General features: G+C 66.9%; 25 protein-coding genes. 14 read left to right on the top strand and 11 right to left on the bottom strand.

Annotation, left to right across the window (positions count from 1 at the left end; all coding sequences use genetic code 11):
* Positions 1-3: 3 nt before the first annotated feature.
* The 5 genes from B5557_RS18790 to hemL all read right to left on the bottom strand — a co-directional run bounded on the left by B5557_RS18790 (position 4) and on the right by hemL (position 4966).
* On the bottom strand, positions 4-774 hold the full coding sequence (locus tag B5557_RS18790) for a cytochrome c biogenesis CcdA family protein (RefSeq protein WP_079660559.1): 771 nt from the start codon (positions 772-774) through the stop codon (positions 4-6).
* Between the two features lies 1 nt (position 775).
* The gene (locus tag B5557_RS18795; protein WP_079660560.1) at positions 776-1366 is read right to left on the bottom strand and encodes a TlpA family protein disulfide reductase; all 591 of its coding nucleotides are present in this window, start codon (positions 1364-1366) and stop codon (positions 776-778) included.
* 66 nt (positions 1367-1432) lie between these two features.
* Positions 1433-2764 carry a hypothetical protein gene (locus tag B5557_RS18800; RefSeq protein ID WP_079664869.1) on the bottom strand — a complete coding sequence of 444 codons (1332 nt, stop codon included), beginning with the start codon at positions 2762-2764 and terminating at the stop codon, positions 1433-1435.
* Between the two features lie 193 nt (positions 2765-2957).
* Complete coding sequence (locus tag B5557_RS18805) at positions 2958-3605, bottom strand: histidine phosphatase family protein (RefSeq protein WP_079664870.1); 648 nt, start codon at positions 3603-3605, stop codon at positions 2958-2960.
* Between the two features lie 44 nt (positions 3606-3649).
* The gene (gene hemL, locus B5557_RS18810; protein WP_079660561.1) at positions 3650-4966 is read right to left on the bottom strand and encodes a glutamate-1-semialdehyde 2,1-aminomutase; all 1317 of its coding nucleotides are present in this window, start codon (positions 4964-4966) and stop codon (positions 3650-3652) included.
* Between the two features lie 587 nt (positions 4967-5553).
* On the opposite strand from hemL, the gene B5557_RS46265 reads away from it, so the two are divergent.
* The gene (locus B5557_RS46265; protein WP_010353923.1) at positions 5554-5991 is read left to right on the top strand and encodes a hypothetical protein; all 438 of its coding nucleotides are present in this window, start codon (positions 5554-5556) and stop codon (positions 5989-5991) included.
* 67 nt (positions 5992-6058) lie between these two features.
* Here the strand turns inward: B5557_RS46265 and B5557_RS18825 are convergent, their stop codons facing one another.
* Positions 6059-7390, bottom strand: a complete 1332-nt coding sequence (locus tag B5557_RS18825) for a tyrosine-type recombinase/integrase (protein ID WP_079660562.1) — start codon at positions 7388-7390, stop codon at positions 6059-6061.
* Positions 7391-7945: 555 nt separating this feature from the next.
* Here B5557_RS18825 and B5557_RS18830 point away from each other — a divergent pair.
* The 4 genes from B5557_RS18830 (at position 7946) to B5557_RS18845 (ending at position 12405) form a co-directional block, all read left to right on the top strand.
* Positions 7946-8179 carry a helix-turn-helix transcriptional regulator gene (locus B5557_RS18830; protein WP_231976396.1) on the top strand — a complete coding sequence of 78 codons (234 nt, stop codon included), beginning with the start codon at positions 7946-7948 and terminating at the stop codon, positions 8177-8179.
* A gap of 580 nt (positions 8180-8759) precedes the next feature.
* Positions 8760-9929 (top strand): DUF3631 domain-containing protein, encoded by a 1170-nt coding sequence (locus tag B5557_RS18835; protein WP_079660563.1) that lies wholly within the window; start codon positions 8760-8762, stop codon positions 9927-9929.
* Positions 9930-10283: 354 nt separating this feature from the next.
* Complete coding sequence (locus tag B5557_RS18840; protein ID WP_079660564.1) at positions 10284-10721, top strand: plasmid mobilization protein; 438 nt, start codon at positions 10284-10286, stop codon at positions 10719-10721.
* A gap of 4 nt (positions 10722-10725) precedes the next feature.
* On the top strand, positions 10726-12405 hold the full coding sequence (locus B5557_RS18845; protein ID WP_079660565.1) for a relaxase/mobilization nuclease domain-containing protein: 1680 nt from the start codon (positions 10726-10728) through the stop codon (positions 12403-12405).
* Here B5557_RS18845 and B5557_RS18850 read toward each other — a convergent pair whose 3' ends face one another.
* Genes B5557_RS18850 through B5557_RS18865 form a run of 4 tightly spaced genes read right to left on the bottom strand, consistent with a single transcriptional unit; the run spans position 12406 to position 15440 of the window.
* Complete coding sequence (locus tag B5557_RS18850) at positions 12406-12960, bottom strand: flavoprotein (RefSeq protein ID WP_079660566.1); 555 nt, start codon at positions 12958-12960, stop codon at positions 12406-12408.
* On the bottom strand, positions 12957-13769 hold the full coding sequence (locus B5557_RS18855) for a WbqC family protein (RefSeq protein WP_231976398.1): 813 nt from the start codon (positions 13767-13769) through the stop codon (positions 12957-12959). Before B5557_RS18855 ends, B5557_RS18850 begins: the two co-directional genes overlap by 4 nt.
* Positions 13711-14400 (bottom strand): YdcF family protein, encoded by a 690-nt coding sequence (locus B5557_RS18860; RefSeq protein WP_079660568.1) that lies wholly within the window; start codon positions 14398-14400, stop codon positions 13711-13713. The genes B5557_RS18855 and B5557_RS18860 overlap by 59 nt, the downstream gene beginning before the upstream one ends.
* Entirely contained in the window at positions 14397-15440 is a 1044-nt protein-coding gene (locus B5557_RS18865) for a helix-turn-helix domain-containing protein (protein ID WP_079660569.1), read from the bottom strand. Before B5557_RS18865 ends, B5557_RS18860 begins: the two co-directional genes overlap by 4 nt.
* Before the next feature lie 119 nt (positions 15441-15559).
* Between B5557_RS18865 and B5557_RS18870 the strand changes: the two genes are divergently transcribed.
* Genes B5557_RS18870 through B5557_RS18885 form a run of 4 tightly spaced genes read left to right on the top strand, consistent with a single transcriptional unit; the run spans position 15560 to position 17932 of the window.
* Complete coding sequence (locus B5557_RS18870; RefSeq protein ID WP_231976399.1) at positions 15560-15976, top strand: hypothetical protein; 417 nt, start codon at positions 15560-15562, stop codon at positions 15974-15976.
* On the top strand, positions 15976-16404 hold the full coding sequence (locus tag B5557_RS18875) for a hypothetical protein (RefSeq protein ID WP_079660571.1): 429 nt from the start codon (positions 15976-15978) through the stop codon (positions 16402-16404). The genes B5557_RS18870 and B5557_RS18875 overlap by 1 nt, the downstream gene beginning before the upstream one ends.
* A gap of 44 nt (positions 16405-16448) precedes the next feature.
* On the top strand, positions 16449-17570 hold the full coding sequence (locus tag B5557_RS18880) for a hypothetical protein (protein ID WP_079660572.1): 1122 nt from the start codon (positions 16449-16451) through the stop codon (positions 17568-17570).
* Positions 17567-17932 carry an ASCH domain-containing protein gene (locus tag B5557_RS18885; protein WP_079660573.1) on the top strand — a complete coding sequence of 122 codons (366 nt, stop codon included), beginning with the start codon at positions 17567-17569 and terminating at the stop codon, positions 17930-17932. Before B5557_RS18880 ends, B5557_RS18885 begins: the two co-directional genes overlap by 4 nt.
* 209 nt (positions 17933-18141) lie before the next feature.
* On the opposite strand, the gene B5557_RS18890 is transcribed toward B5557_RS18885, so the two are convergent.
* Positions 18142-18627, bottom strand: coding sequence for a GNAT family N-acetyltransferase (locus B5557_RS18890; RefSeq protein ID WP_231976400.1), 486 nt, complete (start codon positions 18625-18627; stop codon positions 18142-18144).
* Between the two features lie 719 nt (positions 18628-19346).
* Here B5557_RS18890 and B5557_RS18895 point away from each other — a divergent pair.
* Genes B5557_RS18895 through B5557_RS18915 form a run of 5 tightly spaced genes read left to right on the top strand, consistent with a single transcriptional unit; the run spans position 19347 to position 25953 of the window.
* Positions 19347-21599, top strand: a complete 2253-nt coding sequence (locus tag B5557_RS18895; protein WP_079660575.1) for a YcaO-like family protein — start codon at positions 19347-19349, stop codon at positions 21597-21599.
* Between the two features lie 12 nt (positions 21600-21611).
* Entirely contained in the window at positions 21612-22904 is a 1293-nt protein-coding gene (locus B5557_RS18900; protein WP_079660576.1) for a M16 family metallopeptidase, read from the top strand.
* Positions 22897-24096, top strand: coding sequence for a M16 family metallopeptidase (locus B5557_RS18905; RefSeq protein WP_159424395.1), 1200 nt, complete (start codon positions 22897-22899; stop codon positions 24094-24096). Before B5557_RS18900 ends, B5557_RS18905 begins: the two co-directional genes overlap by 8 nt.
* Positions 24089-24682: a flavodoxin family protein gene (locus B5557_RS18910; protein WP_079660578.1), complete on the top strand. Its 594-nt coding sequence runs from the start codon at positions 24089-24091 to the stop codon at positions 24680-24682. Before B5557_RS18905 ends, B5557_RS18910 begins: the two co-directional genes overlap by 8 nt.
* Positions 24679-25953 carry an MFS transporter gene (locus B5557_RS18915; RefSeq protein ID WP_079660579.1) on the top strand — a complete coding sequence of 425 codons (1275 nt, stop codon included), beginning with the start codon at positions 24679-24681 and terminating at the stop codon, positions 25951-25953. The genes B5557_RS18910 and B5557_RS18915 overlap by 4 nt, the downstream gene beginning before the upstream one ends.
* Positions 25954-26097: the final 144 nt, after the last annotated feature.

The raw sequence follows: 26097 nt of genomic DNA on the forward strand, positions 1-26097 counted from the left end.
GAATCAGATCCCCACAGTGAAGCCGGCGGACCAGGACTGGATGTCCTGCACGAGGCGGTCCCACGCACCGGTCAGCAGCAGCAGACCGGTCACGATCATCATCGTGCCGCCGATCCGCATCACCCAGACGTAGTGACGCTTGACCCAGCCGAAGGCGCCGAGCGCCTTGCGGAAGGCGACCGCGGCGAGCACGAACGGCACACCGAGGCCGAGGCAGTAGGCGACGGTCAGTATGGCACCGCGGCCCGCGCTTCCCTGCTGGGAGGAGAGGGCGATCACGGAGGCGAGGGTGGGGCCGATGCACGGGGTCCAGCCGATGCCGAACAGCGCGCCGAGCAGCGGGGCGCCGGCCAGTCCGGCGACGGGCCGCTTGTGGAAGCGGAACTCCCGCTGGGTCATCCAGGGCATCAGACCCATGAAGAAGACGCCCATGATGATCATGAGCACGCCCAGCACCTTGGACAGGACGCCCTGGCTGTCCTGGAGGTTCTGGCCGAAGTAGCCGAACAGGGCCCCGCTGGAGACGAACACGGCGGTGAAGCCGAGGACGAAGAGCGAGGCGCCGGCGACCATCCGGCCGCGGCGGGCCTCGGCCAGGTCGGTGCCGGCGACGCCCGTGACGTACGACAGATAGCCGGGGACGAGCGGCAGGACGCAGGGCGAGAAGAAGGAGACGAGACCGCCCAGCAGGGCGATGGGCAGGGCGACGAGCAGGGCGCCGTTGAGCACCGTGTCGTTGTAGCCCGTCGCGGCGAGCGTGGTGACTGCGCTCACGTCACTTCTCCGCGACGACCGGGGAGATCATCGTGCGCAGCTTGTCCTCGCTGAGCGCGGCCAGCGAGCGGGCGGCGATCTTGCCCTCCCGGTCGATGATCAGCGTGGAGGGGATGGCCTGCGGGTTGAGGGTGCCCTTCTTGAAGCGGAGCATCAGCTTGCCCGTCGGGTCGTACAGGCTGGGGTAGGTGATGCCGTACTGCTCGTCGAAGGCGACGGCGTTACGGGCCTTGGTGTCCCGGGTGTTGAGGCCGACGAACTGCACGCCGTCGGCCTGGAGGTCCTGGTAGACCTTCTGGAAGCCGGGCGCCTCGGCACGGCACGGGGAGCACCAGGAGCCCCACACGTTGAGGACGACGACCTTGCCCTTGTAGGCGGCCACGTCCAGCTGCTTGCCGTCGATGGTCTTGCCGGACAGGTCGGGCGCGGCGACCCGTTTCCCCTTCTCCACGGTGGAGATGCCGTCCTTGCCCATCACGAAGTTGGTGTCACCACCCCCGCCGGCGGCGCCTCCCGAGGTGCACGCGGACAGCAGCGACGCCGCGGCTACGGCGACGACGACAGACAGGGGGGCGCGGCTGGCGGCACTCATGTGAAAAGTTTCGCATGTCCGTTCCGGGGATCTTGCGCGCCCCCCTTGCGGGGAGAAAACCGCATATCAGGCGGCGGATGCGGACCCCGTCGCGGACGCCCCGGCCGACGCCTTCGGGCTCTTCGGGGTCGTGGGAGTCTTCGGGGTAGCCGCGAGGAACGTCTTCCAGCCGCCGGCCGGCTGCTGGCCGACGTCGAGGGTGCGCAGCTTCTCGAGGACCTCGGGCTTCTGGACGTCGATCCAGTCCACGAACTGCCGGAAGGAGACCAGCCGTACGTCCGCGCCCTTCTCCTTCTCCCGCGCGATGTGCTTGAAGGCCTCCTCGACGGAGTCCATGTAGATGCCGCCGTTCCACTTCTCGAAGTGGTTGCCGATGAAGAACGGCGCGCGGTTGGACTCGTACGCCCGCTGGAAGCCCTGGATGTAGGCCTGCGCGGACTGCTTGCGCCAGCCCGGGTAGTTGTAGCTGGGCGCCTTGGTCGAGTTCTTTGACTGGTTGGCGAGCATGTTGTAGTCCATCGACAGGACCTCGAAGCTGTGGCCCGGGAAGGGCACCTGCTGCAGCGGCAGGTCCCACAGGCCGCCCCGCTTCTTCGGCCACACCTGACGGCCGCCCGGCGAGGAGGCGTCGTAGCGCCAGCCGAGTTCCTTGGCGGTCGGCAGCAGGTTGTCCTGGCCGAGGAGGCAGGGGGTGCGGCCGCCGACGAGTTCCTTGTCGTAGTCGAAGGGCAGCGCGGGCAGGTCCGTCCAGCCGGTGTTGGTCCGCCAGTTCTTCACGAACGACTTGGCCTGGTCTATCTCGCTGCGCCACTGCTTGGCCGTCCAGTTGCCGACGGTGCCGTGGCCGGAGCAGAAGTGCCCGTTGAAGTGGGTGCCTATCTCGTGGCCTTCGAGCCAGGCCCGGCGCACGTTGGTGAGTGTCGCCTTGACGTGGTCGTCGGTGAGGTAGCCGATGTCGGAGGCGCCGCGCGGGTTGTTCGGCGGGTCGTAGAGGCGCTTCTTCGACTCGGGCAGCAGATACAGCCCGGAGAGGAAGAAGGTCATGCTCGCGCCGTGTTCCTTGGCGAGGTCGAGGAAGCGCGGGAAGAGTCCGTTGCCGACCTCGCCGGCGCCGTCCCAGGAGAAGACGACGAACTGCGGCGGCTCCTGGCCGGGCTCCAGCGGAACCGGCTTGGCCGGCTGGTGGGGCTGCTTGCCGGTGAAGGAGGTCGAGCCGTCGCCGATGGGGCGGGCGGAGGGCTTCGGACTGCCGGAGGGGCTGCTCTTGGAACCGTCCTTGCCCGACCCCGCGGGCTTCGGGTCGCCGGAACCGGTGAGGCTGCCGCAGCCGGACAGTCCGGCGACGGCGGCGGCCCCGGCACCGAGTCCGAGTGCTCCCCTTCGGGTGATCGTGCGCATGGCGTCCTCGTTCGTCAGGTCCTCGTCAGTGGTCACTTAATCAGAGGACATGACGAACGAGGGGGTTCCCCCCATACTTCCGGATTCGGTAACAGGGGAACCGATTCAGCCAGCGGTCTCGACGTGGGCAGGAGAAGCGGTTTCGACGTGGGCAGGAGAAGCGGTTTCGACGGGTGCGCGCGGGCGGCGGCGGCTACGCGCCGAAGGCCTTGTCCTTCCCCTTCACCGGCTTGGCGCCGGCCCGGAGATGGGCCGGCACGAGGTCGATGGCGGGCTCGCTGTAGCCGACGGACACGATCCTGTCGCCCTGGTACGTGAAGCTCGTCAGCGAGGCGAGCGTGCACTGCCGCTTGCGCGGGTCGTGCCACAGCCGCCGCCGCTCGACGTAGGACCGCACGATCCAGATCGGCAACTGGTGGCTGACGAGCACGGCCTCGTGCCCGCGGGCCGCGTCCTTCGCCGCGTCCAGAGCGCCCATCATCCGCACCACCTGGTCGACGTACGGCTCGCCCCAGGACGGCTTGAACGGGTTGACGAGGTGCTTCCAGTTCTCGGGCCGACGCAGCGCCCCGTCCCCCACCCCGAACGTCTTGCCCTGGAAGACGTTGTCGGCCTCGATGAGCCGCGCGTCGGTGGCCAGATCCAGACCGTGCGCCTTCGCGATCGGCGTGGCCGTCTCCTGCGCCCGCTCCAGCGGCGAGGCGACGACGTACGTCACATCACGCGGGGCGAGGTGCTCGGCGACCCGGTCGGCCATCTGCCGGCCCAGCTCGGAGAGGTGGTAGCCGTCGAGACGGCCGTAGAGGACGCCGTCGGGGTTGGCGACCTCGCCGTGCCGCATGAGGTGGACGACGGTGAGGTCCTTGCCGCTGTTGCCGTTGGTGCTCACGCGGTGGCCTCCGCAGCCGCTCGGGCCGCCGCCGGGAGGGCGTCGGCGATTCTCTGGACGGCCGCGTCGTCGTGGGCCGTGGACACGAACCAGGACTCGAAGGACGACGGCGGCAGGTAGACGCCGTTCGCCAGCAGCGAGTGGAAGAAGGCGGTGAAGCGGAACGACTCCTGCGCCTTGGCGTCCTCGTAGTCACGGACGGGCCGGTCCGTGAAGAAGACGGAGAACATGTTGGAGGCGCTCTGCAGCGTGTGCGCGACGCCCTCCTTGGTGAGCGCCTCGGAGACGAGCGCCTGGATCTGCCCGGACACGGCGTTGATCGTGGTGTAGGCGTCGTCGTCGAGGAGCCGCAGCTGGGCGAGGCCGGCGGCGGTGGCGATCGGGTTCCCGGAGAGCGTGCCGGCCTGGTAGACGGGCCCGGCGGGAGCGAGGTGCGCCATGACGTCGGCGCGACCGCCGAACGCGGCTGCCGGGAAGCCGCCGCCCATGACCTTCCCGAAGGTCATCAGGTCGGGCCGCACCCCGTCGATCCCGAACCAGCCCGCCCGGCTGGTCCTGAAGCCGGTCATGACCTCGTCGGAGATGAACAGCGCGCCGTTGTTGGCACAGGCGTCCTTGAGTCCCTGGTTGAACCCGGGCAGCGGCGGCACGACCCCCATGTTCCCGGGCGAGGCCTCGGTGATCACGCATGCGATCTCGCCGGGATGCCGGTGGAAGGCCTCCTGCACGGCCTCCAGGTCGTTGTACGGCAGGACGATGGTGTCGCCGGCCTGGGCGCCGGTGACACCCGGGGTGTCGGGCAGCGCGAAGGTGGCCACGCCGCTGCCGGCCGCGGCGAGCAGCGAGTCGACGTGACCGTGGTAACACCCGGCGAACTTGATCACCTTGGTGCGGCGGGTGAAGCCGCGGGCGAGCCGGATGGCCGACATGGTGGCCTCGGTGCCGCTGGAGACCAGCCGCACCTGCTCCAGGGGCTCGATGCGGGCCACCATCTCCTCGGCGAGCGCCACCTCGCCCTCACCGGGCGTACCGAAGGAGGTGCCGCGGGAGACGGCGTCCTGCACGGCCGCGATGACCTCGGGGTGCGAGTGCCCGAGGATCATGGGCCCCCAGGAGCAGACGAGATCGACGTACTCGCGCCCGTCGGCGTCCGTCAGATACGGGCCGGTGCCGGACACCATGAACCGGGGCGTTCCGCCCACGGCGCGGAAGGCGCGCACCGGGGAGTTCACGCCGCCCGGCGTGACGGCCGACGCACGGTCGAAAAGCGCCTGCGAGACGGGCGCATCGTATGAATAGGGCAGTTCGCTCATGACCTGCGACTTCTCCGACCTTCTCCGACTTGCTGGACTCCGGTTGCCAGTGACCTCCCAGGGTAGGCCAGCGGTGCTCGCCCTCGGCCGGGGCCGCCGCCCGCCCGCCCGACCGCTTCGTCATCTGCGAAACTGAAACGGACTGAGCCTGATAGACGTAGCTCACAACGACCAGGTGTCGAGGGGCTGCGAAGATCCTGCGGACAGGTGTTTCAACGCACGTTTCGGCGTGCGGCCGTGGGGGAGGTCACTGACACGATGATCGGGTTGCGCGGCGGGGGCCACGCGTCCTAGAAAAGCAGTCGGGTGGAGATATGCATCGCGGTGGCGGGCTGGGCGAGGGGACTGACGACCTGGGTCCTCGACGTGCCCATCGGGGAAGGCACCGGCGCGACGCGGAGGAAGCCGACGAAGCACGCCAGAACCAAGGCATGAACCAGGGCCTGAACCAAGGCATGAACCAGGGTATGAACCAGGGTGTACCGAATGAGCCCGAGCGGGTCGAGGGCCGAGTCGACGGCCGATTCGACCGTCGCGTCGACCAGCGGGTCGATCGTCTCCGGGCGGAGAGCAGGAATGGTGGTCGGGTGGGGGTGACGTACAAGTACTTCGGCGCGCCGGACGGTGCGACGGCGGCCCGCGTCCCGATCTCGATGCGCCCCGAGGAGCTCGGCGGCGACGAGCTCGGCATGAACGGCATGTTCACCAAGATCAAGCCGGAGACGATGGCCGCGATGGTCCTCACCGGCATCGAAGGCGTCCCCCTCCACAAGGTGCCCCCGCTGGAACTGGTCGTCCTGCACCCCGACTACGCCGTCGTGAAGCTCCCCATGACGGTCGTGGACCCCCTGCGCGACATCGGCGAGGAAGCGGTGGGCGCGGCGGCGTTCATCTGGTCGACGGTCCCGGACCGCGGCGGCCCCCGCGACGCGTTCAACGTGTACCAACTGCTGCACGAGTGGCAGGACTTCAGCCATCGGTTGCATGAGGCGGGGCATCAGCCTTATTGCTTGGTGTGGCCCTGAGCTGCGGTTTCGGGGGTTTCGGGCGGGGTCTTCGGGCCTCGCCCTTTTTGGTGCCGGAGAGAGGCCGTCAGGCGGCCAGGGCACATTGAGGGCACATTGGTTTCGCTGGGGGCGCTGATGTGCCCTGGGCAGCGGGCGGCTCGCCGTCGTCCTCCCCCTCGGCTTCCGTGAAGGCGTCGTCGATCGCCTTACGGGTGCGGGTCTCGCTGGACGGCAGCAGATGCGTGTACGTCCGCAGCGTGAAGCCCGGGTCCGAGTGGCCGAGGTACTCGGAGAGCGCCTTGATGCTCTCCCCCGCGTCCAGGAGTACGGAGGCGTAGGCGTGCCGGAGGGCGTGCATGCCGTCGTCCGGCGCCGCCCGGAGGTAGCGCGCGCCGCGCTCGCGGGGAGGGATCACGCCGGCCGCGGCCAGGGCGCGCTTCCAGTCGCCCATGTTGAAGACGCTTCGGTTGTATGCCCGCGCCTTCGCGTCGACGAAGAGGAGGCGGAAGGTCTTCGGCTCGCCGTCCGGTTTGGCCCAGGGCAGGGTGACGGCGGTCGGCGGGAACTCCTTCATGTGAGCCTTGATGGCTGCAGCGAGCTGGGCCGGCAGGGGCACTGACCGGATCTTGTTGCCCTTGGGCAGGGCGAAGACGGGCTTCGTACCGACGAGCCGTACCTGACGGTTGACGTGTATCCAGCCGCCCTTGAAGTCGATGTCCTCGACTGCGAAGCCGAACACCTCGCCCTGACGAAGGCCGCAGCCGAAGGCGAGCTTGCCGCCGGCCTGGAAGCGCTTCGGGAGTCCGGCGATGACCGCGCGGACGCGCTCCAACGACCAGGGGATGACCTTCTTCTTGGTCGCGGTCGGGAGCTTGACCGACTTCGACTTGCAGGGGTTCTTCGGCAGCAGCCCGTCCTCCACGGCCGAGCCGAGGATGCTGGAGAGGATGTCGAAGATGCCCTCGATCGTGGACACCTCCAGGCCGCCGTCCTGGAGCGTACGGATCCAACCCTGAATGATCGAGGGCTGGTTGAGGGACCGCAGCTCGCGTCGGCCGAGGTGCCCGACGATGTGGTTGCGGACGGTCGCCTCGTAGCGCAGGGCGGTCGTCGGCCCCACGGAGTTCGCGTCGAGCCACTTCTGCGCGTAGGCCCCGAGCGTCTGCTTCGTCTCGGCTGGGACGACGTAGGAGCCGCGCCGGATCTCGACGTCGACTTCGGCGGCGCGATTGTCGGCCGCGGCCTTCGTGTCGAAGTTCTCCTTACGCTGTTGCCCGTCCAGGTCGCGGTAGCGGACCTGCCAGCGCTTGCCGATGCCGTGGTCGGCGGTGGGGACCATCCGCTTCGTACGGCTCTTGTGGTCACCGCACTCGGCTTCGGTCGGCTTGGGGTGGGACTTGTGCCAGCGGTCGTACACGTCAGCCAAGAAGGACCCCCTGGATGCCCTCGGGGGTCTGAGAGGCGGCGTGGAGGCCGCCGGGTCCTATTTCGACAGGTTGGGTTTCCATGACAGATAGCTGTAGCTTGCATCCGGGCTCCATGGCAAGAGTTAGTTCTTAAACTCTCCACAAGTCGTTCCGGGGTAAAGTGGTGTTCGTCTCATCGAATTCCGGTACACCACAACCCTTTCCAGGTAGGCAACCGTGCTATCTTCCCTCGGTATCAAAAAGATGGGCGATTTAGGCGTCTATCAGCCAAGGTGCCCGGTGGGCTGACCCTACCCCTCCCGACCTCCAGGTCACAGCTCTGAGCTGTAGAGGTACCGGATTCCGGCACTTCCGCCAGTCACGTGGCCGCAGTAAATTTCGGCTGCCGTAGGAGCGATTTCGGCAACCGGGGATCGCCCCTTACTGTTTTGCTCTTCCCGGCCATGCCTGAGAAGTAGTCCAGAGAATCGGCAACGACTTTGGACCTTCCCCTGGATGAGATAGCCGCTTTGGCCGCACCACCCATCCAAATACCCGAACCCGATATGGAGACCTCATTGCCGAACCACTTGCCGCGTCTTGCCGCCGCCGAGCGTGACCAGCTCGCCACCCCCACCGACGTGGCCGCGTACCTCGGGGTGCCGGTGAAGACGCTCTACCAGTGGAAGTACCGGGGCATCGGCCCCAGCGTCCACAAGGTCGGCCGTCACCTGCGCTACCGCTGGCGGGAGGTGGACGCGTGGCTGGACTCCCAGACGTCGTACGACCTCACGGCCTGACCTCTCGTCTGACGCGGACAACGAAGCGGCCCCCGGCGTGCCAACGCCGAGGGCCGAAGATTCCCCTGCCGATTGCCCATCCCTGAACGAACGAGCTGGTGAGGGGCGGGACCTTGCACGTCCTGCCTCTCACCGGAGAGGAACGCCTATGGAGGACTCTACGTCCCCCAACTCCACGAACACCTCCCCCACCGGCTGGCCCACGCCTGCCGTCCCCGGCGAAGGCATCCCCTGGCGCCGCAGGGATCAGGCGGACACACTGTCCCCCGCTCCGGGGACCGTCGTACACCCGGCGGATGCGCACGCACACGGGGACCGTCCCCAGTCGTCTGCCGATGCTGCTGTTGGGGACCGTCCCCGCGACCTGCCCGGTGCTCGGTCCCCGCATGCCCCGGTCCCCGAATCGACATCAGGCGCAAACCCGCAGGCCAACGCCGTGAAATCGGGGACCGGTCCCCAAGAGGCTGCAGTTGCACCAGGGGACCGCAATGGGGACCGTGAGCACCGTCCCCGCCAGCCGCCGGGGACCGCCCCGCAGGAGGGGGCCGGTCCCGGTGAGGGTGCGGAACTGCTGGATGAGTTGCGGGCGACGATCGGCAAGTACGTCGTGCTGCCCAATGAGGAGGCGCTGACCGCGGTCACGCTGTGGGTGGCGGCCACGCATATCCAGACCGTTCTGCAGCACGCGCCGCGTCTGGCAGTCGTCGGCCCGACGAAGGGCTGCGGCAAGTCCCGGGTGCTGGACGTCCTCCACGAGACCGTCCACCAGCCGATCATGACGGTGAACATGTCCACGGCGGTGCTGTTCCGGGTGATCGGCAAGAACCCGCACACGATCCTGGTGGACGAGGCCGACACCATCTTCGGCCCCAAGGCCGGCGAGAACGAGGAACTGCGCGGCCTGCTGAACGCCGGGCACCAACGCAACCGGCCCGCCTGGCGCATCTCCGGTCCGGAGCACAAGCCGACCCCGTATCCGACCTTCGCCATGGCCGCACTGGCCTCGATCGGCGACCTGCCCGACACCATCACGGACCGGGCGGTCGTGCTCCGCATGCAAAAGCGGAAGCCGGGCGAGAAGGTGACCCCGTTCCGCTCGCGCTACGCCGCACCGGAACTGAACGCGCTGCGGGACAGACTCGCCGCCTGGCTGGGACCGCTGCGCGGCACGGCCGGCCGCATGGCGCCGACGATGCCGGTGGAGGACCGGGCGGCGGACACCTGGGAACCGCTGGTCATCATCGCCGACTTGGCCGACGGCCACTGGCCTGCCATCGCCCGCGCGGCCTGTGTGACGATGACTCGCTACGAGACCGCCCAGGACCAGCAGACCAACCTGAAGACGCGGCTGCTGCGCGACATCCACCGCATCTTCGAGGCACACGGCAACCCTGAGGCCCTGTCCTCCCTGGATCTGGTCACGGCCCTGCTCCAGGACCCCGACGCTCCCTGGGCGGAACACGGCACCAAGGGACTCAACGCCTACCACCTGGGCAGCATGCTCCGGGGCTTCGAAATCCGCCCGGCCAACTACCGGTTCGACAAGGGCAGGCAGGCCAAGGGGTACGCCCGTAACCAGTTCCTTGACAGCTGGGCTCGGCACTGCCCCGACCTCACCGGGACGACGCCCGCCCCCGCGCACGACGCCACACCCGCGCGCCCAACCCAGGGCATGCCGCCCGCGGCCCCGACAGGTCAACTGCCCGTCGGCCCGCCAGGCGGCCCCGCTGGCCCCAATCGTGCCCGCTGACCCGCCTCTTCCTGGGTCCGTATCACTTCGTCGCATCCGTCCCCGCGCAGGTCAGCGCGGGGACGGATGTCCTCACCGGGACGGACGTCTCCGTACCTGCCCCAGTGTCCGTACCTGTCCTGACCAGGCATGGGACGGATGCGACGCACGTGACACACCTCCTGCCTCCACGCCACCGGAGCACCACGCATGCACGAACAGCACCACGAACTCCCCTCAGCTCAGCAACAGACGCACACCACCTCAGCCCCAGACAGCGCAGCAAGTTGTCGGATAAGGAGTCCTTACCCGACCCCCGCCCCGGGGGAGTCGGAGGCATCCGGCGCAGGGGCGCCGGGGTCGTTCGGCCCGGGGGTGCCGAACGAGACCGGGGGCGAATCGTCGTTGCACGAGCGCCACCGTCCCGCGCCGCGTCGCCGTCTGCGTGACAAGCAGCTGCGCGAGCGCCGCGTCCATCCCCGTTATAACGACGCCGAGTTCGCCCTCGTCCAGAAGGCCGCTGCCCTGAGCCGCATGAAGCCCGGCGGCTACGTCGCCGAATGCGCCCTCGCCGCCGCCCGCGCCGACGACCCCACCGCAGCCGTCGCCGACTACCGCACCCTGGTGAAGACGCTGATGGCCGCCAACGGGCAGCTCGGCAAGGTCGGCAGCAACCTCAACCAGCTCACCTGGCACCTCCACCAGGACAGCGCATGGCCCCACCCCGACACCGTCCAACGGCTCCTGGCACGCGTCGAGGCATCCATCGCCGAACTGGACGCAGCGGTCGCCCAGATCACAGAGGGGCGGTGAGCCCTTGATCCCGAAGATCATCCTCGGCAAGGGGCCGAAGGCGACGCGCCGCACAATCGGCTACCTCTTCGGTAAGGGACGGGCAAACGAGCACATCGACCCGCACCTGGTGGCCTCCTGGAACGACTTCGCCCCCGACCCCGGCCGCAGCCCCCACCGCGACCCGAAGGACGTGGAAGACCAGCTCGCTGCGCAACTCGACCAGCCCGTGAAGATGCTGGGCGACAAGGCACCCAAGCACACCGTGTGGCACTGCCCCGTCCGCGCCGCACCCGAGGACCCGATCCTCACCGACGCCCAATGGGCCGACATCGCCCGTCGGATCGTGGCCGCCGCCGGCATCGCCCCCGAAGGCGACGAGGAAGCCTGCCGCTGGGTGGCCGTCCGCCACGCCGACGACCACATCCACATCGCCGCCACCCTCGTACGCCAAGACGGCCGCCGCCCCCACCGCGACTACGACCAGCGCGCCGTCCAGCGCGAAGCCCGCCAGATCGAAGTCGACTACGGGCTGAGACGGTTGAAGCCGGGCGACGGCACCGCCGCCAAACGCCCCACCAGCAAGGAACACTTCAAGGCCAAGCAACTGGGCCAGGAAGCAGCCACCCGCGAAGTCCTGCGCCAGCGGGTGCGCCGTGCCGTCGCCGCCGCAGCCGACGAGACCGAGTTCTTCGCCCTGCTGGACGCCACCGGCGTGACCGTGCGCCTCAAACTCGGCCCGTCCGGCGACGCCCTCGGCTGCAACTTCGCCCTGCCCGGCGACACCAACGACAAGGGCGAGCCAGTCTTCTACTCCGGCTCCACCCTCGCCCCCGACCTCTCCCTCCCCAAAATCCGCCAACGCCTCGCCACCACCAGCCCCGAACCGGTCACCGTCCACCCGGGCAACCCCTGGCACCAGGCCACCGCCGCCACCGAGCGCATCCCCCACCACCTCACCCACGGCGACGGCCCCACGGCTCAAGGACAGTTGGTTGCGCTCGGCGCCGCACTGGACCTCCTGCCGGTCACTGCGCCGGCAGCCCTCAGGGCCGAACTCGAACAGGCCGCGGCTGTCTTCGAGCGCGCCACCCGCTCCCGCATCGTCGCCGACCTCGACAGCGCCCGCGTCCTGCGCCGCAGCGTCCAGGCCATCTGGCGCGACCGGCCCCAGGACAGGGACGGAGCCGGACTCGCGATGCTCCTGGACGCCGTACTCACCGCCGTAGCGTTCGCGATGCACTGGCACCGCACCCGCCAGCATGCCCAGCAGCTGGCGGCAGCCGAACAAACCCTCCTTCACCTGCAGGTCGCATACGCGCAGGTCGCCAAGTTGGCCCTGACGGACCTCGCGCGCCGCTCCCCCGACCTCCAGACCAAGCGCCGCTTCGCCCATCACCTCCAGCAGGCGGTACCGGGGCACGCCGAGCGCATCCTCAACGACCCCGACTGGGACGCGCTCGCCACCGTGCTCGCCGAGGCGGAGGCAGCAGGGCACAACGCAGCCACCGTCCTCGAACAGGCACTCGGCCAGCGCACCCTGGACGACGCCCATAGCCCCGCCCGCGCGCTGACTTGGCGTATCCGCCGCCTCGGCGAGCGCCACGCGCCCGGTCCACGAGCCGAGGTAACACGGACTCGCAGCGTCAGGCAACGCCCTGTCCCGCCGGTCCAGTCTCCGCCGCAGTCGGCACGACGGCGCTGATCAGGTCGGGGCGGACAGCTTGGGTGCGAGGAGCTCCAAGGCTTCCTCCCAGCAGAAGCGGTCCGCCCCTCCGCCGGCCTTCGGCCGGTGCGGCTCGTACGAACCGATCAGCACCCCCATCTCGCGCAGCCAGTCCAGACTGCGGCGGTAGGCGGGATGGGTGGCCTGGGCCGAGTTCAGGTACGGCAGAACCGCGGTAGGGATGCCCATGCCGTACGCCTCGCACAGGATGCCCAGCGCGAGGGTGTCCGAGATCCCGGCGGCCCACTTGTTGACCGTGTTGAAGGTGGCCGGCGCGACGGCGATGGCATCCGCGGGCGGCAGGGGACGTGCCTCACCCGGGGTGCGCCAGGCAGAGCGGATCGGGTAGCCGGTCTGCGCCTCGACCGCCTCGGTGTCGAGGAAACCCAGGCCCTGCGGGGTGGCAACGACTCCGACGTCCCAGTGCCGTTCCTGCGCGGCCGTGATCAGCTTGCCGACGTCGCCGACGATACCGCACGCGCAGACGACGACGTACAGGAAAGGCTTCCTCTTCGGAGCGCTCGACTCAGTCACGCGGAAACCCCCGGAGCGATAGTCGGTCGATGTTCGATCAGCCTCTCTTCAAGGACCGTTGGACCCAAGCTGCTCATCGCCCAGAGGCTGCTGGTCTGGCGAGCCCACCGCCAGAGCGGGTCGACCGTGTCCACAGGGGTGTGGAAGGACAGCACCTGGATGCCATGGACGTCGAACGCCTGGGTGTCGAGGTAGCGCCAGCCGCCCATGCCGCAGAGATAGTGGGTGCTCGTGGTGGCGGCAGCGAGATCGGCGAGTCGCTCCGAGCGACCTTCTCGGGTCGGAATCACGCTGCTGTCCAGTACCTCGCCGCTCCAGCCCAACGCGGTGAGCAGGGCGACCGTCGACGCCTTGGCAACGTCGCAGACACGGTCGGTCGCCTCGAACTCATCGAGAACCGCCTCCAGGACTTCACGCACCGCGGGCCAGTGGCGACTGCGGCCGTAGTACTGGCGAATTAGAAGTCCGACGGTTCGACGGGAGCGGCCGAGGTCGGCCAGCCGCGCCTGATTGATCAGTGTCGAGCGCCCGTGGGGAAGATGGGTCGGGAGCGTGAGCCATTGCTGCCGCGCGGGCTCGTCCAGGGCCGCCAGACGAGCCCGGTGCTGGTAGTCACGCCGGGCGAACTGGACATCGTCCAGGACGATCCACCGGTCGGCGGCGTACAGCTTGGCCAGCGTGGACAGCCGCGGGAACAGGTTCGGCTGGTGGATCGCGCACACCCCGCCCGGCGGACCGACGTGCGACGGGTCAGCTGCCGATGAGGCGGCCGTCGAAACCGGCGCCCAGGAGGCGCTCGAAAGCGTCATACACATCCCCCGGTACGTCCTGCTCGACGGCGAAGCCGAGCTTCGGGTACTCGATCACCCGTTGCAGGTCGCCGACGAGCATGTCGACGACGAGCTTCTCGTCGCCGATGGACTTGATGTAGTCGTCCAGTTCCAGCGGCTCGGACGCACACACGACCTCGACCTCAGGCCACAACTTGCGGCAGGTCGCGTATGAGCGGCGCTCCATGTACGGCTTCGAAATCAGCAGCAGCGACTCGACCGTGACGCCGGCCTCAGCCAGCAGCTCGCGGGAGAAGGTGATGTTCTGGCCGGTGTTCGCGGCCTTCGCCTCGACCAGGATCGCCTCGTCCGGCACGCCCAGGCTCAGCGCGTGCTCGCGGTAGTGCACGGCCTCGCCGCGCGGGAAGCGCGCCCGGGTGGTGGGGCTGTTGCCGCCGCTGAAGACCACGACCGGGAACAGGCCGGCGCGGTAGAGATCAGCAGCCGCAGTGGCCACCCCCAGGTCGTGACTGCCCAGACCGATCGCCGCCGAGCAGGGCCGCTGTTCGTGGCCCATCTGGTGGTAGTTCCAGATCAGCGTCGCGTCGTGGAACTGCTCGTCGGTGATCTGGCGCTGCTCGTGCTCCGGCACTGGCACTCCCTGACTCATCCCTGCTGGCCCATTCGGATGCCCTCGATGCTGCGCAGCTGGTGGCTCAGCCCGTACTGGCGAGCCACTTGTGCCGCCTGATCGAGGACGGACAGCCCATCATTCCGGGTCGCTGCATCCGACAGAAGGATGTGCCCGTACGCGGTGTCCAACCGCACCCGTTGCATCGGGGAGTCGACCGTGCCAGTGGTCCGCGCGATGTCGATGTAGTGCAGGGCCTGCTTCAGGTCGCCGGCGCCGCGGTGGGCCAGCGCCAGCTTCTGGTGGGCGACCGACCAGTCCTCCGGCTCGCCCAGGTCCTCGAAGGAGCGAGTGGCCTCGACCATGACACCGGTGGCGTATTCGTTGTCGCCCTCCTTGCTCAGCGCCGTACCCACCCAGAGCCGCGCCCTGGCACGGTCGCGCGGGCTCAACCGCTCATCCGTAGCGAGGAGTTCGTAGTGGCGGGCGGAGGATTCCAGCTGGCCGGACATCTCCTGCACGACGGCCAGGGACAGCTCGATCTGGGCGACCCGGCGCGGGATGTCGAGCTCGGTGAACATGCCGCGGGCGCTCAGGTAGGAATGCCGGGCGGAAAGTGGGCCGAGGATCGCGCCCTGGTCACGCTGGAGGTCGCCAAGGAGCACAAGGGAACGGCCATACAAATAGAGGCCCTTGTCATCCAACTGATGGGGTGCACGGCTGCCCAGCCAGCGGTTCAACAGGGTTGAGGCGAAAGGGAAGTCCTGGCGACTGATGCAGACGACGGCGCGCTCAATGTCCTCGGTCCACGTCTCGTAGTCCGCCGGCCGCGCGCTCTTCCGCTCAGGGAACAGCACTGCCTCGAACCGGGATTGGGCGGCGGAATTCGCCCGTGCGAGCGCAGTGTCGAGGATGGCCTGGGTGTCCGGGCGGGGCTGCGTCTCCGCGCCGAGGCTCTCCCACTTCGCGACCGTGCGCAGCGCGACACCGAGGTGCTCGGCGAACGCGCGCGTGCTCATTCGCAACGCGGCGCGCAGGGCGCTCGCCTCCCGACCCGTCCATTGCTGCACGCTGATCACGGATGACCTCCCTCCGTCACGTATAGAAGCACTGTCGGTGACGACGTGGGGCGCGAAGTGCAACGGAAGTACAACAGCGGGTCATTTCGAGGCCGTTCACGACGGCCGACGCTGTGGGCATGGACGACGACCTCATCACCGAACGCCGCTCCGTCGCCTTCCCTCAGGTCTTCGGTTACCTGCGCCACGTCACCGGCGGAATGTCCCGCCATACGGCGCTGGTCGACTGCCTCACCGAATACTGCGACCGGCACGAACTGACGCTGTGCGGCGTCTTCACCGACCGCGACGCCACAGTAATCATCCGCTCCCCTGCCTTCGTCGGTCTGCTCGATGCGCTCGAACTCCCGGAAACCTACGGTGCCGTGGTTCCGGCTCCCAGCCATCTCGGCCCGAAGGGCCTCGGCACCGAGCGCAAGCGGCAGATAACAGCGACACGCGCTCGTCTGATCGTGGTCCGCCCCCTGATGCCGACCACGCGATCCGCCTCATCACTCAGCGCGAGCCCCAGCCTTCGGCGGCAGGGAGATGTGTGATGTCCGTGCGTAACGCGTTGCGAAGCGCGCCCATGGTGAACGAGGTGCCGGGGCTGCGGCTGCTGAAGGTCGGCGACGGCTGGGACGTGGTGCGCACTTCGGCCGAGATCGGCCTCTTAGCTCTGGCCTACCTGCGCGGCACTGGCATCTCCGTCGGCCCCGTGCTCTACGACAGGCCCAACGGGCGTCTCTACTACGCCGTGCCGACCGGTTCCGCAGCCAGCTGGGACGACCTGCCGGTACGACACCTTTCCACCAACTCCTGGCTCGTCGCCCCCGGGCTGGAACTGCTCGACGACTGGTTCGGCGGATGGTGCGAGCTGCCTGACGACGACACCCTCACCGACGCGGACGCCCTCCGCGCCGCGCTCCAGCACCCGTACGTCACCGCGGCCAACGACGAAGCGCAGGCCGACTCCCGCCTCTAGAACTCGGGCCCATGCCCCTCTACCCCAACCTCAAGGGGACACCTGTGACGACCCACCCCGTCTCACCGAACACCGTCCTCGCCAACGCACTTCTCCGCACAGAGGACGTCCTGACCCCACGCATCCTGGCCACCCCACCCGAGCGGATCGTGTTGGTCGTCGGCACCCAGATCAACGGCGCCCCGCACATCGGCACCTCGCTCGTCCAGTCCCTCGCCTTCGCCATGGCCGCCCGCCTCCGCGATCGATTCCGCATCCCCAGCACGGTCGTCTTCAGCGCCCTCGACAACGCCCCGCACGAACTGGCCACAGACCCAGCCAGCGGACATCGTTACCAGCGCGCCTACGCCCAAGCCCTCGGCGAGAAGGCCCTGACCGACCTCGTCACCGCGCTATACCAACCCCTGTTCACGGCCCTGTCCCGGCGCCTGGGCGTCCCCCACCGTGTCGAGACCTACACCCAGCAGCAAGCCGACGAATGCTTCCGCCGAACCTGGCTACAGCTCCTCCCCCGCATCGACGCCGCCCGCTGGTGGCTGGCCCCCTCCACCGGCACCCCGCACCTCCGAGTTCCGTGCCCCCAACACGGCTGTGGCTGGTCCGAGAAGCACGCTGAACGCACCAGGGTCCTCCTCACCGACCGGGAAACCGCCGCCGTCTCCGCGGTCTGTCTCCACCACGGCCCGTACCGAGCCACCATCACGCCCACCACCGGCGCCTACCTCGACCTGGCGACCCTGTACCGCAACCTGGTCAAGGAACTCACGCTCACGAGCACGCCGACCCGGGAAACCCTGTACGTCATGGTCAAGGGCGGCGACTGGGTCTTCGGCTCCATCCTGGTCGACGAAGCCCTCCAGGCCGTCGGCCTCACTCGTACACAGCTACCCGCCCGACTGTTCTGCCCACAGGTCGTCACCGACACCGGCGCGAAACTCTCCAAGTCCCTCATCCGCGAAGGCCATGCCCCCTTGTCTGAGGGAGCGGCCCGCTGGATGCTCGACACCCGGGAATGGCCCGGCACCGTCACCGAGTACGCCGACCAACTGCTCGCCATGACCGAGACGATGCTGTCCGACCCCCGTCACTTCTTCCGCTCGTACTCCGCAGCCGAGATCGGCCGCCTGATCACCGCACCAGCGCCCAGGAGCGTCTCCGCCTCATGAGCAACACCACCGGCCGCGTCCGCGAACTCAACCTCTACCGCCAGTACTTCGACCTCGTCGCCGCCGGCACCAAGACGATCGAGGTACGGGTCAAGTACCCACGCCTCGCTGGCCTCGCCGCCGGCGACGTCATCCGGTTCCGTATCAAGGGCACGGACGAGACCTGCGCGGTCGAGGTCAAGCGCGTGACCGAGTACACCGACTTCGAGGCGCTACTCGACGGCGAGGGAGCCTCCAACGTCAACCCCACAGCCACCCGTGAGGAGCAGCTCACCAACATCCGGGCCATCTACCCTCCGGAGAAGGAAGCCCTCGGCACGCTGGCCATTGAAATCCGGCTTCTTGAAGCGCTCCGAGTCTGATGGAGGCTACTTCCAGTCTGGCGAGCAGCAACCGTTGGCCGACTCCTTGGTGTACGCGATCATGGCCCAGGCCCTTCTGAGGTGACCGATCGGGAAACAGCCTGGGCCCGGAGCAATCACCGCTCCGGGCCCACACCAGCATGTGTCCACTTCGCTTGCTCTGTAACCCGCGACCGTGAGGGTACAGCTGGCAACTCTTACCGGGTGACCTACAACGGAGCTTCGAGGATCACCGACTTCGCGACGAACCCATGACGCTCGTAAAACCTGATGGCGTCGGGGTTACTGGCGTACGCGGTGACATCAACGCGGTCAGCCTGCTGTCCCTTCGCCCAGGCCAGGAAGCCGACGACGAGTTGGGAGCCAATCTGCCCGCGGCGCCACTCAGGCTTGACGTACATGCTGAGGAGCGTGGCCGTCGTAATGGGCTTCATCGGAGAGGCTCCTGACAGCACAGCACTGAGGCTTCCTACGACTTGATCCCCATCCTCCGCGACAAGCGTCAGGCGTTCGGGGACCTCCAGGTTCTGGCGGAAGCGCTCGGAGCCATGCTCCCGAGGCCAGTTGACGTTGATGCCACCCGGATCACGGGTTCCACCGTCCTCTGCGAACAGTCCCGCACTGCACTCGACGAGCCCGGGCACGTCTCGCTCCTCGGCTCGGCGTACGACCACTTCTCTTGGCTGCATGCTCATGCGCACCAGTTTATGCGTAGCCTGCGTGCCTGCTACACCGAATCAATCAAGACAGAAGTCAAGCGGTCGTCCGAAAAGATACCTGCAGAATGAAATCAGACGCTGGCTACACAGAATCGGCCACGTCGATCCGATCTTGCATATTGAGGTAGTAAAAATTCTTGCCACCCTCCACCCAGCCGCGTTAGCGATCCAGATTCATCCTTTATGGACATAACACGCAAAGCGCGCAATATAATTTCACTATGCGGAATAAATGAATCACGATACAGAATCGGAGTCATCTATTCCGATTGCTACACGCATAGATCCCCGATGGTTACACATGTGAAACTATGATCTTGGACGCAAGCGCTTTCTGCTTGCCTCGACTTTTCGGCGGGGTAAATTCATCTCGTCAACGAGGCCGGGGAGCTGGAGAGGCTGAATCGCTTCTTCTACCCCGGTCCAAATCGCGAAGAGGGAGACCGTCATGGTTGAGATCTACGACGAGAACGACGAGATGGCCCTGCGTGCCGAGGCGAACAACAACATCGCACCGGCCATCGAGTTCGGCTGGGACGAGTGACCTTTCCAGTCACCTGCCGCTAATTAATTAGTGGCACAGATGGGGTTGTTCCTGCCTTACCTCCCTGGTGGCGGAGCAACCCCATCTTGCGCTGTGCCACTCCGGAGCATCGTCTCAACTTCCAGCCGTGGATGTAACAGGGGAACTTTCAATGGGAAATCAGGCTGCCATGGGTGATATCCGAGTGATTGCCGCCCCGGTAGATGTCATCCACATAACGGACGAGCGCTCCTTGGTCGTCACCCCCCAAGGGAATAAGTTCTACGCAAAAACGAAGGCCGAGGCGCTCCGTCGGTGGCTGGCAGGCTTCGACGGGACCAATACCCTGGACGAGCTGCTGAGCGAAGCCCCCGAAGGGTACGGGCGGATCGCAGCCAAGCTGCAGGAAGACGGCAGTGTCCAGCCGGTGCGTGCCAGCCGCGACCCTCGCGCCTACCGCGTCCCGGCTCCAGGGACGCCCTTCCTTTCGGGCCTCAGCGTGGCAGTGGTCGGCAGCGACGTTCTTCGACGCGAGGCCGCAGGCTACCTGGATGCGCTGCCCGGGGCATGGCAGGCCGTCCAGGTGCATGAACTGGCCGAATGGGCAGAGAAGGTCCGCGCCCGTTCCGGCGAGCCCGTGCTGCTGGCTCTGTACGAAACGCCGGCCCACACGGAGCTGTTGTCGATCAACGATGCGTGTGAAGAACAGCGCATCCCGTGGTTGTCCTTCAGGTTCGAGCTCGGTCACGGGCTGCTGGGGCCGGGTATCTGGCCGGGACAAGGTCCTGATGTGCGGGATCTGATCGACCGGCGGCGGGCGGCGGCCGTGTACGAGGATGCGTTCGAGGCCATCGCGGCTCACCGGGAGTCAGCTCTTCCGCAGCTCACGCGGAGTGAGCTGCACTGGATGCTCTCCATGGTCGTTGCACGACTGGAACGCTGGACGGCTGGCTCCATGCGACAAGACCTGTATGAGAGTGAGCTGGAGATGAACCCTCTCTATCTCACCACCGAGCATCACCCGGTCATTCGGATGCCGCACCGCAAATACACGCATACCGAATACCTGCCACCGCGAAAGCCTCTCGTGGACCGGCACACCGGAATCATTACCCGCGTGAAATTCCGAGACAGCCGGCACCACTTTCCCGGCAAGCTTCATTCCTGCGCGGTTGATGTTGCAGACATGAGGAGAGTTCTCCGCTGGGCCAATGATCGGCAGGCGTTCGGCACCTCTTGGGAAACCGCAGCCCACGCCCGCACATCCGCCATCGGCGAGGCGGTTGAACGATACTGCGGAAACTGGATAAAACCCGGAACTGACATCCAATATGGATCTTATGCAGCACTCAGGAAGAAAGGGCTTAACCTGCTCCACCCTAAGTCTCTGGTACTGTACTCGCCGCGCCAGTACTCGACCAAAGGGTTTCCTTTCACGGAATTCACGGAGCAGTCCGAGTGCGCGTGGGTCAAAGGATTCTCACATACAGCGCAGCGCGACATCTGGGTGCCAGCCTTCAGTGTCTACGTGATGTGGCACGAGTACCCGGAGAGGCGAGAAGCGCTGTTCGGCTACCCGAATCTGGCAGGTATCGCCGCGGGAGACTCATACGACTACGCACTCACGTCCGGTCTCGAGGAAATCGTCGAGCGCGATGCCTCGATGGTGTGGTGGGCGAACGCCCAACCATTGAACCGGCTGCCCTACCTCCACGAGCTCCGCGAACTGATTCAGGATCAGGCGCACGACCTGTCCCCGACCTTCGTCAACATCGACAACGAGTTCGACGTCCCAGTGGTCGCTGCGCTGCTGACGAGCGAGAGGACTGGCGCCCTCACGATCGGCTTCGCCGCCCGGGAGTCCGGGATCGCCGCGGCGGAGAAGGCGCTGGCTGAGGCGTGCACGCTGCAGGGCAACAGCGAGTACCTCCTCTCGCAGGAAGCAACGGACAAGCTCTCAAAGCTCGGCCTGCAAAATACCCGCAACCTGAAACCGCACCGTGAAGACCGGCTCTACATGGACTCGTACCGCCCGGACTTCCACGATGTCGTCGACCTGCAGTGCCAGGGACAGATCAACCTCGATCCGCGGGCACGGGAGCGCATGGCTCCGTGGACGGCCGACCTGCCCGAGGGCAAGTGGGAGGCGGTGCCTTCCCTTCCCCGGCGCTCCTTCGACCTTTACCACGAGCGTCTGGCCCGTGAGGGCTTTGAAGTCATCAGCGTTGACCTGACGACGAACGACGTGGCGGCCTCCGGGTTTCATGTCGCCAGGGTCATCGTGCCCGGGCTGGTCCCCAACTTCCCTGCCGCTTTCCCCTTCTTCGGTAACGACCGCATTCGCAACGCGGCCGTGAAGCTGGGCTGGCGGGACCAGCCTCTGGACGAATCGGACCTCAACGTCTTCCCCCTGCCGCACGTGTAAGGAGCCGCGCCCATGAGTCACGTGGCTGGGCGGACCGACGTTCGATTCAGAGCGGTCGCCGACAGCGTCGTAGATACCCGGCTACCCAACGGGATCAGGGTCGGCATCGTGCAAGATCCCTTGCGGAGCTGCGCTTCCCTGTGCATCACTCATGGTGGGGGGCACCGCGCTGAGCCATGGGACAAGCCCGGCATCGCACACCTCGTCGAGCACCTGGCGCTCGACGTCTCGGACTCATCGCCAACCGGGCATCTGCATCGCGTGCAGGCACTGGGCGGCGTCGTCAACGCCTACACCGGACGCGACTACACGCAGTTCTTCTCGTCGTTCCCCATTCACGCCTTACCGGCCATATGCGATGCGGAGGCCGCCCGGCTTGCTGATCCGACGACCACTCCCGCCAATACAGAGCGGCAGCTGCGGATCATCCGTCAGGAGGTCCTGTCTCGCTTGCGTGGCAACGGTGGCTTCCCGGACATCTACATGCCGGCCGAGCTGTACGCGAACCCGGCGAATGCGCACTCCGGCTTCCTGGACAACCAGGACCTCCAGGAAGTGGCCAACGAGGAACTGACCTCGTACCTGAGGGCAACAACCGCACCGAAGAACACGACGGTCACTCTCGTCACCCCTCAGCGAATTGAGCAGGCGCTCGCCTGTCTCGAAGCCTTCGGGGCCATAGTCGAGCGCTCTCCACTCCGTCTGCCGCGCCTGCAAGAGCCCGGCCAGGGAACCGCACGCACCACCGGGGTGACAAGGGACGGTGTAACCGCCGTGGAAGCCGCGTTCGGATTCCGGCTCGTCAGCCCCGGCAAAGCTCCTGCGCGCTTCCTCTCACACGTCGTCCTGGCGGATATGTTGATCTCGCTCCTAGTCCAGGACGCAAGTCTCGGGCTGCGCCGCAATGACATCCGCACCAGTCTGACCGGACTCAACGCCTTCTCGGAGCGAACCCCGGTGACGTCCTGGTTGAGCGTCCGCCTCCGACATCCAGATCATCGGCAGCGCTGCTCAGCAGTACTCGAAGGCATCCTGGCCGCAGTAGCCAACGACCCGGACCAGGCACTCTGGAGCCAAGCAAAACGAGACACGCTGTCTCTGCATCGCAGGGTCATCGATTCAGGGCTACGCCAGGCCCGCCTGCTGGGATGGCTGCTGACCCTGCACGACTGGCCGGATGGGTTCACTGCGCTGTCTCAGCTGATCAGCGAAGTCAGCCTCAAGGACATCGCCATTGCGGCAGAGGAACTCGCCGAGCAGCCCTTCACCCAACTCGTGCTGACGGGCCAGGATGCCAATGCTTGATCCGCGGGACTACACCTACCTCGTCAGCGAGATGACCGTCACCGAGAGCGACGGCCTCACGCTGGTGACGCTTCCCCGGCCTGTCGGCGACATGGCCTACTTCAGATGGCGGTGGGTCTGCCCGCCCATTGCCGACGTGCAGATCGCCAAGTCTGTGGAGTTGGCCCTGGACGAGGCAGTGCGTGGACGGATGGTGGGGGGCGACCCCAACGTGCCTACGGGGAAGGTCAAATTCCAGGTTCTGATTGACGCCGTCGTAGCCACCGGGCGGTGTGCCCCGGCCGGACTCGCCACGCTGCTGTCCGCGTTGGCTTCCTGCGTTGCCAGGACAATGATTCCCTCGCCCCCTGTCACGCCTCTCCTCGTAGCGCCGGCGGAACGGGCACGCCGACATGTCCAGGTACAAGCGGCGGGGCTGTTGTCGTGCCCTCCGACGCTCGCTGAAAGCCCTCCTGCCTGGCACGGGCAGGCTCTCAGTCCCAGCCGCTCGACCCTATGTATCGTCGGAGATTTCGGCTCGCAGGCGCTCCAAACCACCCTCTCGGTGCTGCAGGGGAGCCCACCTCAGCCGCCCACGGCCGAAGACCTTGTACCGCAGGAACCGCCCCAGCCGACCTTCACGGTGATTGAGGCAGCAGACAGCCGCGTTGCCGATGTGGTCATGGGGCAACGGGTCCCTCCCCGGGGCACTCCCCTGGGCGCAGCGGCCGACCTCGCGCTCACTGCACTCGCCGGTGCACATCGCTCAGACCTGAACGTGACACTGCGAGAGGACCACCGGCTCACCTATGGCGTCCAGTCCTCCGTGACCACCCTTGCCGGCACGTCCATGTACACCCTGCGGTACTCGGTGCCGACAGCACAGGCGCAACAGGCGCTGACGCTGACCCGAACGGCGATCGAGTCGCTCCGGAAGCACGGAGTGAGTCCGCAGAGACTGTCCGACCTCCAGACGCTTCGGACCGGAGCGCTCGTGGTGTCGCTCGATACCAGCGAGGGACTGTGTGCGTGCCTCGCGTCCCTTCATCTCCCAGGAAATCAAGGGGACTTGATCGAGTACCTCCGCAGCTACCAGAGTGTCACCACAGACGATCTTGCGGCCGCATTCGATGCCTCCTTCGATCCGGAGCGCATGCACGTGGCCGTAGCGACGTACCGACGCACCGCTCTCGACTGGAGAACGCATGGCTAATCTCATATCGGTGGCTTATCACTCCCGTGGTGGCAACACCCGCCGACTAGCGGAGGCCATTGGGGCTGGCGCCGCCGAGCAGGGAGCCCGAAGTCATCTGGTCGATGTTGAGCAGATCACCGACGAAGACTGGGCCATCCTTGCGCGCTCGGACGGAATCTTCTTCGGCTCACCCACCCACATCGGAGGGCCGTCCGCAACCTTCGTAGCCTTCGCCGAAGAAACCAGCCGATTCCAGCCGTCCGCAGCCTGGGCCGACAAACTGGCCGCCGGCTTCACGACGTCGGCGGCCATGGAGGGCGGCAAGCTGGGGGCACTCCAGTTCATGCTCGCCCTGGCCACCCAGCACGGCATGCTCTGGGTTGGTCAAGCACTGCGGGCCGGATGGAACACCAGTAAGGGCTCACCAGCAGACTTGAACCGCCTCGGCTACCGGCTCGGGTCGGTGGCCCAGTGCAACGTGGACGAGAAGCCAGCGAACATGGAGGAATCCGACCTGCTCACGGCGGCAGAGCACGGCCGGCGTATGGCACGCCTCGCTCAGAAGATCATCGGCGAGCCAACCCTTGCGGAGGGATCCCGGTGAACGTCCCCGCGCTCCTCAATCGCCTCGGCTTCCCGGACACCCGAAACCGCAAGCGGCTTGTGGTCATTGCTGTGGTGGACAGCCTCGGCACGGGCATGTTCCTGCCGCTCACGGTCGTGTATTTCGTCACCGTCGCTCACATGGGTATCTCCGAAGTCGGACTTGCACTCTCAATCGGTGCGGTCATCGCGCTCTTGGGCGGGCCGCAGACCGGGACCCTGATCGACAGATACGGGCCCGGAAAGATTGCAGTCCTCAGCTGCACACTCCGCGGTCTGGGCTTCGCCGCCTACATGGGCGTCGATGCGGTGTGGCAGCTGGTCATCGTTTCGGCAATCGTGCGGTGGGCCGACAATGCCTTCTGGCCGGCCAACAGCGCCATGGTCATCGCCCTGTGCGGCCGCGAGCAGCGAGCCCGCTGGTACACCCTCGGCAGGACCGTTCGCAGCATCGGCCTGGGCGTGGGCGCCGCTCTCTCCGGCGTCCTCGTCGCCTATGGCAGCAGCGGCGCCAGGGTCGTCGTGCTGGCGAACGCGGCCACCTTCTTCATCGTCACCGCGATCCTTGCGACCTGGCGAGAAGCCTTCACCACCGCAACAGCGACCGAACCGGCGAAGCCCGGCGCCGAGACGACGAAGCAGACGGGCATGCGTGCCCTGCTCGCCGATCGAGCGTTCCTCCTGGTGGTACTGGCCAACACCCTCTTCGCCGTGACCACCCTCTCCCTCGCCGTACTGCTGCCGCTATACGCCGAGAGCCGCACACCTGAGGACCACTGGCTGCCAGGCGTACTGTTCGCGCTTAACTCCGCCTTCCTGATCATCGGACAGCCCTTCATGGTGAGGTACATAGAAAGGACTGGGGAGGTGCGAGTCATGCACACCGCATCCCTCTTCTGGGCGCTGTCCTTCGCGGCCTTCCTCGGAGCCTCGACGCTGGATTCCTTCGCGCTGATCGCGGCGTTCTTTGTCGCAGTGGCACTCTTCAGCACCGCCGAGCTGATCCATGCCCCCACCGGTGTCATCATCGTCACCAACCTTGCCAAGCCCAGCCTGTTGGGCCGCTACCTGAGCATGAACCAGATGTCCTGGAGCGTGGCCAATGTGATCACTCCGGCCATGTTGACCGCGCTGTTCTCGATCGACGACCGCCTGCCCTGGTCCATCTTGATCATCTTCTGTGCGGCGTCATCAACCTTGCTGCTTGCTGCGTCGGGACCTGTCGCGGAGCGTAAGGCGGCGGCTGCGGACCCGTCCTTAGCGAAGGCGTAGTCCTCGCATGGCTTGCCCTGGCGCCTATCCGTCTCAGAGGTGCCCTGGATGCCCCACCCAGGGCACATCCAGGGCACATGAGCCTGGGAAACGGCGTTGACCCGTGAGAACTACCAGGAGGAGTTTCCCCAGGTCAACGCGCAT

Origin of the sequence: Streptomyces sp. 3214.6 (assembly GCF_900129855.1) — a bacterium.
Taxonomy (GTDB): Bacteria; Actinomycetota; Actinomycetes; order Streptomycetales; family Streptomycetaceae; genus Streptomyces; species Streptomyces soliscabiei.

Coding starts and splice junctions, on each gene's coding strand:
- B5557_RS18875 (WP_079660571.1), top strand. CDS start 15,976: ATGTCCGTGCGTAACGCGTTGCGAAGCGCGCCCATGGTGAACGAGGTG.
- B5557_RS18800 (WP_079664869.1), bottom strand. CDS start 2,764: ATGCGCACGATCACCCGAAGGGGAGCACTCGGACTCGGTGCCGGGGCC.
- B5557_RS18860 (WP_079660568.1), bottom strand. CDS start 14,400: ATGAGTCAGGGAGTGCCAGTGCCGGAGCACGAGCAGCGCCAGATCACC.
- B5557_RS18855 (WP_231976398.1), bottom strand. CDS start 13,769: ATGACGCTTTCGAGCGCCTCCTGGGCGCCGGTTTCGACGGCCGCCTCA.
- B5557_RS18805 (WP_079664870.1), bottom strand. CDS start 3,605: ATGCGGCACGGCGAGGTCGCCAACCCCGACGGCGTCCTCTACGGCCGT.
- B5557_RS18910 (WP_079660578.1), top strand. CDS start 24,089: ATGGCTAATCTCATATCGGTGGCTTATCACTCCCGTGGTGGCAACACC.
- B5557_RS18885 (WP_079660573.1), top strand. CDS start 17,567: ATGAGCAACACCACCGGCCGCGTCCGCGAACTCAACCTCTACCGCCAG.
- B5557_RS18830 (WP_231976396.1), top strand. CDS start 7,946: ATGGAGACCTCATTGCCGAACCACTTGCCGCGTCTTGCCGCCGCCGAG.
- B5557_RS18905 (WP_159424395.1), top strand. CDS start 22,897: ATGCTTGATCCGCGGGACTACACCTACCTCGTCAGCGAGATGACCGTC.
- B5557_RS18890 (WP_231976400.1), bottom strand. CDS start 18,627: ATGAGCATGCAGCCAAGAGAAGTGGTCGTACGCCGAGCCGAGGAGCGA.
- B5557_RS18795 (WP_079660560.1), bottom strand. CDS start 1,366: ATGAGTGCCGCCAGCCGCGCCCCCCTGTCTGTCGTCGTCGCCGTAGCC.
- B5557_RS18900 (WP_079660576.1), top strand. CDS start 21,612: ATGAGTCACGTGGCTGGGCGGACCGACGTTCGATTCAGAGCGGTCGCC.
- hemL (WP_079660561.1), bottom strand. CDS start 4,966: ATGAGCGAACTGCCCTATTCATACGATGCGCCCGTCTCGCAGGCGCTT.
- B5557_RS18895 (WP_079660575.1), top strand. CDS start 19,347: ATGGGAAATCAGGCTGCCATGGGTGATATCCGAGTGATTGCCGCCCCG.
- B5557_RS18870 (WP_231976399.1), top strand. CDS start 15,560: ATGGACGACGACCTCATCACCGAACGCCGCTCCGTCGCCTTCCCTCAG.